Consider the following 8,646-nt stretch of genomic DNA (forward strand, 5'->3'; position numbering starts at 1 on the left):
ATCACTGATATCGCCTATAAGGAGAGAATCAATATCAAAGGAAATTGTATCAACAAAAGTAAAATATCTGTTAAATAATTTATATTTTTTACTTTTACAAAACAAATCATCTGTAATGAAAATCATTGTTAAAATTATTACAATGGTTATAATGACCATTTTTTTCACAGCCTGCTCCTTTTTGCGACTGGATATTCTAATATTTCACAATAACAATTGATTTAATCATCTTAAAATAATCAAGTTATTTACAAAGGTAATAAAAACATACCATTTGTCAAGTATTTTTTTATTATTTATCTTACGCAAACGTTTGTGTTTGATAATAATTCTTTTAAATCTGATCTTTTTAAAACAAACTCACACTTTTTTATCAGTAAATCATCATCATCACTTTATGTTTTTATATATAATAGCTCTGACAAAATCCCAACCTTCCAATCTCCCGTATTTCACAATTAATAAATTTCATTATCAATTTACCCCGCTCCCTATATCTTCAAAAAAAACAGGTGTTACCCAATTAACAGAGTAACACCTGTTTGAAATATCTTTATATGTCTGAATAATTAAAACTATCTAAAAAATATCTATTCCTCTTGCAAGTGCTGCCTTTCCCCTGTAATCAGGAAGAAGCAGAGGAGCTTTTCTGTCAGTCTCTATTTTTGCAGACTTCAACTCGTCAACGTATTTCTTAACATGTTTTAATCCGGGCTTTCCTACATCCACTCCCTTTTTAACATATTCAGCTGAATGCATACCTGCTCTCCTGCCGAATACCATACAATCTAAAGTGGAATTACCCATAAGCCTGTTCTTTCCGTGAACACCACCGGAAATTTCACCTGCTACAAACAGACCTTTTACATTAGTTGAGCCTTCAGGATCCGTCTCAATTCCGCCATTCTGATAGTGAAGAGTCGGAAAAACAAGCACAGGATCTTTTACCATGTCAACACCGAATCTCTGAAACATTCTTACCATTGCAGGGAATGCTTTTTCTGTAGCACCTTTTCCGTTAAGGATATCAATCAAAGGAGTATCAAGCCATATTCCCTTCATCCCTGTAGGTGTTTTTACCCCTTTATCTCTTATATAACACTCACGTATAAATGATGCTGCTTCAACATCCCGCGGCTCAAGAGGGAACACAAACTCTTCTCCGTCAACATTTACAGGCTGAGCTCCGCTTGTTCTGAGTTTCTCAGTTAAAAGCAGGCCGATAATCTGCTGAGGATATGCAGCGCCTGTGGGATGATACTGTACTGTATCCGGATCCCTCAGTTTGGCACCTGTTCTGTACGCCATAACAGGCCCGTCATAAGTTGCACCGTAATGATTAGTTGTAGGGAACCCCCTGATGTGGAGTCTTCCGAATCCGCCGGTTGCAAGAACAGTTGCTTTTGCTCTTACAATTTTATACTCATCTGTTTCCATATTCCAGAGTATTGCACCGACAACTTTATTATCTTCATCTGTCAAAAGCTCAATTGCAGGGAAGAATTCAAGCATCGAAATTTTTCTGTTCCGGAATTCGTCACGAAGTACACGAAGCTCTTCCATTCCTGTATAATCTGTACATGCGTGCATTCTTCTTCTTGCAGTTCCACCGCCTGTCAGCTCTACAAATTCTCCGTTTTCCTGCTTGTCAAAAAGTGCCCCCAGGCCTTCAAGCCATTTTATTACACCCGGTGCATCCTCAACAAGTGCACGTACAACATCAGGTTTATTTGTAAAATGGCCTCCGCCCATCGCATCAATATAGTGGAGGACAGGAGAATCGTTTGGCCTGTCTGCTGCCTGAGTTCCGCCCTGAGCCATCATTGAATTTGCATCGCCGTGGCGCAGTTTGTTTACAAGAAGTATCCTGTCTGCCGGTATCCCGTTATCATTCGCAAGCAGCGCTGCGCTTGTTCCTGCAAGGCCTCCGCCTATGATCAAAATATCTGTTTCATAATCAACTGCGGATAAATCAATCTTATCAGGGTCAATAAGGGGATATGCTTCGAGAAGATCTGCTACTTCATTCGGAACGATCTCTCCCTTATTAGGCCCGATTTTAAGTTCCCTTTTTCCTCCGGGAGCATAATCAGGGTGACAAAGATTTAAGATATCTTCCCTCTCCTGAGGTGTCATCTGATCAAGTAATTTTCCGATTCTTCCAGCACGCGTTTTTTCAACCATTTTAATTGATTCGCGCATATAGGTCGGATATCCACCGATAAATTTAAGCTCGGCCATTATAGAGCCTCCTCAATATACTTCTCTGGTATTCTGCTGTTCAGTATATATTTTATGAAATTCTTCCTCTTCCAAATTCATAACTTCTTCAAATTTCTTATCATACTCGCCATTTGCAATTTCCGCGACCCTCTTCTCAACATTCTTTTCTCTCGGAATTCCGTATTTGCCGTACATTCTTCTTCCGAACTGAGCAACATGGTATTGTACTATCTCAGCAGGGCATCTGATTGCACAAAGGCCGCACTGAATACACTCAAAAGAGAGTTCAGCAACCTGTTTATAATCTCCTTTAAGAGCTGCCTGTACGTAATCCATAACCTGAATATCCTGAGGGCATGCTTTTGTACACGTGTTACAGCTTACACACCTTGCAACTTCAGGAAAATATTTCAAAAATACAGAAGCATCATACTTCTCTTCTTCAAGATCATACAAAGGTTTTTCAGCAGGGGAAAACGGGATTTGCACAAGGTACATGCCGTCTTCCACTCTGGTTTGACATGCCATTGCAGTCTGCAGTTTATATTCTCCCTTTTTACGGAACACTGTAGAACATGCACCGCAGAATCCTGCCCTGCACCCGCAGCTCCTTATAAGCCTGTATCCTGCATACTCAAGAGCCTGCATAATTGTAAGGCCTGCAGGTACCTGATAGGCTTTCCCGAGAAAATAGATTTCTACCCAGTGTTCAACATCTTTCTTATCAATACCGGATATTACGCCCTTACTTGCATCCCTTACAGTATCCATTAAGTTTATTTTCTTCTCAGCCATAGCTACCTCTCACTTTAAAAGGCCCTTTTCTCTCAAAAGCGGCCTGGGATCTATAAAATTATCTTCAAATCCGAAATATTTTTCATCAAGACCGAATGCAAGTGCCATAAGCTGAGTAAAATAAAGCACAGGCATCGGTTCAAATTCAGGATGTCTCTCCATCACTTCTTTCTGTCTGTCAGCAAGATTAAACAGGCAGAGCGGACAGCTTGATGTAATCATCTCAGCACCGTTCTTTCTGGCCCGGGTAATTATATCATATGCAAGTTCAGCAACTGCATATTTGTCACGGACTGTCTGATAGCTTCCGCAGCACCTGGTTTTAAAAGGATTATCAATAACTTCAGCACCGATTGAGCTTAAAAGGTCACCCTGAATAGTAGGAGATTCGGGATCATCAATACCCACCTCTTTGGGGCGAAGCATGAGACAGCCGTAATAGGGAGATACTTTCAGGCCTTTAAGAGGCTTTTTGACTTTTTCGGAAACCTTGCTGAAATCAATATCCCTCAAGAGCTCCATATAGTGGATTACTTCCACCTTGCCCTGATAATCTTTTTCAAGATACATAAAATCATTCAATTTTTTAAATTCGTCAGGCCGCTCTTTTATTCTCTGGTTTGATCTTTTAAGCACATTAAAGCACATAGTGCACAGAGCGACTACCCTGAACTCATTATCCACTAAACCGCTCTCATTCATCTCTTCCACTCTGATGAGATCACGTATGGGAGCAAGATGGTGCATAAGATCATCACTGGTCAAAGAAGTGACTGTTCCGCAGCAGTTCCACTTGGGAAGTTCAATCAGTTCAATATCAAGAACCTTTGAAACTTCGAGAGCGGAAATCTCAAAATTTTTTGCAGTTGTTTTTAATGTACAGCCTGGAAAATATGGTATCTTCATTTTTTATCCTGTAAACTTTCGGAAACTACTTACTATTGCAATTTGAGGGAGTCTTTCCATTTCTTCGTCCGGGATCCCGTTAATATCAATATAATCAATAGCCTGTCTAAGTTTTACCTGCCTAAGGGCTTCAGCGACTTTGGATACATCAAGGCCGCGCGGGCATCTTACAGTACATGCAAAACATGAGGCGCATATCCACATGGCTTTTGTATCCATCACTTCTTTCTGGCCCAGTTGCACCATGCGCATAATCTCCGAGGGAGTAATATCCATCTCTTCAACCATTGGGCAGCTTCCGGAACATGTTCCGCACTGGTCACACCTTGTTATTACCTGATCGGAAAGCTCGCTTATTTTTTTTAAAAAAGCGACATTTTCCGATGTTATTACTATTTTTCTGGCCATAATATTATCCGAATAATTTTTCGTCTATTGTTTTACCCAGTTTTTCTTTTACATCTTCAGGAACCGGGCCCAGGTTTCTCACAAAATCAGACAAAGCATTAATGTTATCCACAAATCCGGTAAGCATAACTGTTACAAACTGGACAAGACGAACTCTGTCCTTCTCAACCCCGTACTCTTCTAATATCTCTTGAACCTTTGATACGTTTTCCTGGATTGTAACCACGCTGTGTGAATAAGGATTGGATTTCTGTTCACTCTCTCCAAAAAGAATGCCGTCTGCTCCGAGACTGAAAGCCTGAAGCATGAGTTTGGGGGTTATTCTGCTGCCGCTTGGAACACGAATTATTCTTGAATCCAAAGAGTAGGCTTTTTTCGCAGTACCAACATTATCAGCAAGCCTGTAAGCAGTCATATCATCAGCAAATACAAGGACTCTATAGTCGCCCACTTTTTTATCAGCCATAGCGGCCTCAACCTCAGCAAGCAGCTGATCAGTTGTATAGCAGTGAAGGTCAAGAGCATCCTGAGGGCAGTATGCAGTACAGCTGCCACAGCCTTTACACATTGCTTCATTAATTTCAGCGATTTGGGGAGAGGAACCTTTGCCCTCATCCGTCTTTCTGTCTACAATTGATATTGCATGCATTGGACAGTGTTCAACACAGAGTCCACACCCGTCACATGTATCTGTATGAATAAAGGCCATAACAGGATCAACATCGTACTCTCCCTTATTCATAAGCCTTATTGCCCGAGCCGCTGCAGCGCTTGCCTGTGCAACTGTATCGGGAATATCTTTGGGGCCCTGCACTGTTCCCGCAAGGAAAACTCCATCTGTAAGAGTATCAACAGGCCTGAACTTGGGGTGTGCTTCCTGCAGGAAACCGTCGGGGCTCTTTGCAAGCCTTAGCATATCTGCAACTTTTTCTGTCCCCTTGTTCGGTTCAAGCCCTACTGAAAGTACAACAAGATCAAACTCCGATTCTATAAGTGATCTTGTTAAAGTATCTTCTACTCGCAGTATAACCTTCTTGGTTTCAGGATCTTCAATAAGCTCTGCAGGCCGCCCCCTTACAAATTTAACACCCTCGTTCTGCCCTCTTTTATAATATTCTTCGAATCCCTTGCCGTAAGCCCTTAAATCAGTATAAAATACATAAACATCTCTCGAAGGATCCGACCTTTTAATAAGCTGAGAAAGTTTTGTTGCATACATACAGCATATTCTTGAACAGTACTCATTTCCTACCTGCTCGTCCCTTGACCCTACGCACTGGATAAAAGCAATCCGTTTGCCCATAGGCCGAAGCGGGTTACCCTCTGCAGAATGAACAATCATCCTTTCAAGCTCTAATGAAGTTATTACATTCTCAAATCTTCCATACCCGTAAACAGCTTTACGGTGAGCATCAAATATATCAAATCCCGTTGCAACTACAACTGTATCCACTGTCAGTTTTTCTTGTTCTCCTGAACTTTCAAGATCAATAGCTTTCGGATCGCAAACCTTAACACATCTGCCGCACTTTATACAAACATTATCATCAATCAGATAAGAATGGGGTACTGCAATAGGAGAAGCTAAGTATATTGCTTTTCTTTCTGAAAGCCCTTCATCAACCTCATTCGGGACTTTAATGGGGCATACATTTGCACAGAGGCCACAGCTTGTACATTTGTCAGGATCAACGTATGTAGCCTTTTTTTCTAATGTAACTTCATAATTGCCTAGATATCCGTTTATATCTTTAACTTCTGTATATGAATAGAGATGGATATTTTCATTTGATGTAACATCTGCCATTTTAGGAGACAATATACATGCGGCACAATCCTCTGTAGGAAATGTTCGGGACAGCTGAAGCATCTTTCCGCCGATCGACGGATTTTTTTCAACAAGGGAAACATCAAATCCTGCGTCTCCGAGGTCAAGGGATGTTTGTATCCCTGCAATACCGCCGCCCACAACCAGTACTCTTTTCCCGATAGGGAACTTCTTTTTCGTTAACGGCTCATCAAGCCTTGCTTTTGCTATTGCAATATTGGTCAGGCCTTTTGCTTTTTCAGTTGCCTCGTCAGGAGAATGGAAATGGGGCCATGCACAATGCTCGCGGATATTTGCCATTTCCAGTACATAGGGAGACAAGCCTGCTTTTTCCAGAGTAGCTTTAAATGTAGGCCCCTGAAACTGAGGAGAACATGCAGCTATTACTACTTTGTCTAGTTTGTGTTCTTTAACATCTGCAATAACAAGATTCTGCCCTGTTTCAGAACACATGTGTTCATGATCCCTGACAAGAACAACTTCTCCCTGCTCTTTTGCAGTTTCAGCAACTTTTTTTACATCAACAACTTCAGAAATATTTCCGCCGCAATGACAGACATAAACACCGATTCTTTTCATCTGTTAATAATACCTTATTATTTGTTTGATATTAAACAAGCATCCTGCCGGATATAAATGACATTTGGTATGCAAATATCGGCAAAACAAACAACCACAGGCAAGAAAAGACTTGCTTTAAAACAGGCAAAGCAAAGAACTACTACAAATAAATCGTATAAGAATAAAATTTAAAACACTAAATTAAATCAGAAACACGAACTAAATAAGCTCAAAAATTGAATAGCGAAACTTACATAAATTACTATCATAAATCAAGGTAGATTTTCTAATATTAATTATTAAAAAATTTAATAATTAATATTTTTTATATTTCCTCTCTTCTTTTTAATATTTCCCATAAAAACTTCCTGTAAGATTAAGAGAATATCATATTCCTCTCTACATCACTATACCTGTGTAACCTGAATTCAGAGTAACCCAATTTTCAAGAGTGCCGCTTGTAGAAAAAGTTTCGCCATTACATCCAAGAGGGTCTGCATCTCTTGCCTCTTTTGAAATTATTAATTCATCCCGTGAATCAACTCCCCTGCCCTTGTAACTGAGGAACAGAGCATCTGTCATAACCTGGAAATATGAAACGAGCCTGTATCCTTCAGATGTGTCATACCCTACTGCTATGTCTGACATTGTCTGTGAGCCGATGTGAGTACCCAGCTGCTGGCCTTCGGTTACTGAATCCCCTTCATGAAGAGGATTCACCAAGTTTATATGAAAGATAGTAAATATAAATTTTGGATATTTTGAAGACTGTATCTGAACCTGAGTTCCGGCCCACTCTTCATACAAACGTACAACTGTTCCTGAGACAGGGGAGAAAATTTTAATTGCTGCCCAGTCAATGCTGCTGTCCGGCCAAAAGTAGTGTTTCATACTTCTACACGATTCAAAATCATCAGAGTAGTCGTGGCCTTCTGCTGAGCGGAATTTTGAAATTCTGTGAATTTTATCAAGTTCTATATAATTTACATCAACAAATTCAGGCACATCGACGGAATCTCCGCCTGTGGATTTGAATGTTTGTTGATTCAAATCATTATTTTCAACAACAACCATATTGCTGCTTTTAGTGCAAAATACCAGCATCAGTATTGGTGTAAAAACCAGGAAAGTAAGCATGAACCATTTAGTCTTTTTATTCATTTTCCAATCCTCCTGAAAAGTAATCATTCCTGAACATTTTGTTCAATGCTAAAATCGTTCCGAAATTAACAGAAAAACAGTAATAAATGAGCTACAAATTTTAAATAAATTGTTGATTGCAAACAGAAAGTAATATTTTTGGGTAAAATATTTCTTGTTTGATGTATAAATTTTACCTGTCAGGAGTTGTTAATGCCTTGATGTGGTAAAGGTCAGCAGGTTCTTGTAAGCAAGATAAAATTCGTATTAATTCGTGAATTTAGGTACAAAAAAGTGTGTAGAGGCAGGACGGCCTGTTAAAACTATTCCCTTTTCACTATTCACTTTATTTGTTTTCTTTGCGTCCGTTGCGAGCTTTGCGAGAAAAAAAGGTAGGGCAGCGGGGCGGCCTATTCACTATTCACTTTACACCAATTATTTTTATTCGTGTCATTGGTGTAATTCGTGGTAAGTTTTTTTATCCCCCACCCCTATCCACTTTCCCCTACCCCACTCCCATCCTCTGTCAAAAGCTTTAAGATTAAGCTCCTCAGTACCAGGGGGAACCGAATCTTCAACAGCTTTTCTCATTGCCTCTTTTTTAATGAGACCTGTTACAGCAGTAAAAAATCCTGCCATTACCATATTCAGAACCACTTTTCTTCCAAGTTCTTCTGCTATTCTCGTTGCTGGGATTCCAAAAAGTTTAACAGTTTCGGGAAGGTTTGAAACTGTTACGAGTTCTTCTTCAATCAGCATTGTACCCTTCGGAGCAATCTGGGGAG

The 8,646-nt window shown here is 40.0% G+C and carries 7 protein-coding genes; all 7 read right to left on the reverse strand.

Translation table 11 applies throughout. The annotated features are described in order from the left end of the window. Positions 1–579 precede the first annotated feature (579 nt). Positions 580–2,241 (reverse strand): FAD-binding protein, encoded by a 1,662-nt coding sequence (locus tag J7K93_09165; protein ID MCD6117171.1) that lies wholly within the window; start codon positions 2,239–2,241, stop codon positions 580–582. Positions 2,242–2,253: 12 nt separating this feature from the next. Further along, positions 2,254–2,994, reverse strand: a complete 741-nt coding sequence (locus tag J7K93_09170; protein ID MCD6117172.1) for a (2Fe-2S)-binding protein — start codon at positions 2,992–2,994, stop codon at positions 2,254–2,256. Positions 2,995–3,027: 33 nt separating this feature from the next. Beyond that, entirely contained in the window at positions 3,028–3,924 is an 897-nt protein-coding gene (locus J7K93_09175; GenBank protein ID MCD6117173.1) for a CoB--CoM heterodisulfide reductase iron-sulfur subunit B family protein, read from the reverse strand. Between the two features lie 3 nt (positions 3,925–3,927). Continuing rightward, complete coding sequence (locus J7K93_09180) at positions 3,928–4,332, reverse strand: 4Fe-4S dicluster domain-containing protein (protein ID MCD6117174.1); 405 nt, start codon at positions 4,330–4,332, stop codon at positions 3,928–3,930. Between the two features lie 4 nt (positions 4,333–4,336). Continuing rightward, entirely contained in the window at positions 4,337–6,739 is a 2,403-nt protein-coding gene (locus J7K93_09185; protein ID MCD6117175.1) for an FAD-dependent oxidoreductase, read from the reverse strand. A 381-nt stretch (positions 6,740–7,120) separates the two neighbouring features. Then, entirely contained in the window at positions 7,121–7,882 is a 762-nt protein-coding gene (locus J7K93_09190) for a hypothetical protein (protein MCD6117176.1), read from the reverse strand. Positions 7,883–8,311: 429 nt separating this feature from the next. After that, positions 8,312–8,646 (reverse strand): 2-oxoacid:acceptor oxidoreductase family protein (locus J7K93_09195; GenBank protein MCD6117177.1); only part of this gene is annotated, 335 nt, incomplete at its 5' end.

The organism is bacterium (genome assembly GCA_021158245.1).
In the GTDB taxonomy this organism is placed as follows: domain Bacteria; phylum Zhuqueibacterota; class QNDG01; order QNDG01; family QNDG01; genus QNDG01.

Excerpts from the sequence above, each read along its gene's own strand:
- J7K93_09165 (MCD6117171.1), bottom strand. The coding sequence starts at position 2,241 with ATGGCCGAGCTTAAATTTATCGGTGGATATCCGACCTATATGCGCGAA.
- J7K93_09170 (MCD6117172.1), bottom strand. The coding sequence starts at position 2,994 with ATGGATACTGTAAGGGATGCAAGTAAGGGCGTAATATCCGGTATTGAT.
- J7K93_09175 (MCD6117173.1), bottom strand. The coding sequence starts at position 3,924 with ATGAAGATACCATATTTTCCAGGCTGTACATTAAAAACAACTGCAAAA.
- J7K93_09190 (MCD6117176.1), bottom strand. The coding sequence starts at position 7,882 with ATGAATAAAAAGACTAAATGGTTCATGCTTACTTTCCTGGTTTTTACA.
- J7K93_09185 (MCD6117175.1), bottom strand. The coding sequence starts at position 6,739 with ATGAAAAGAATCGGTGTTTATGTCTGTCATTGCGGCGGAAATATTTCT.
- J7K93_09180 (MCD6117174.1), bottom strand. The coding sequence starts at position 4,332 with ATGGCCAGAAAAATAGTAATAACATCGGAAAATGTCGCTTTTTTAAAA.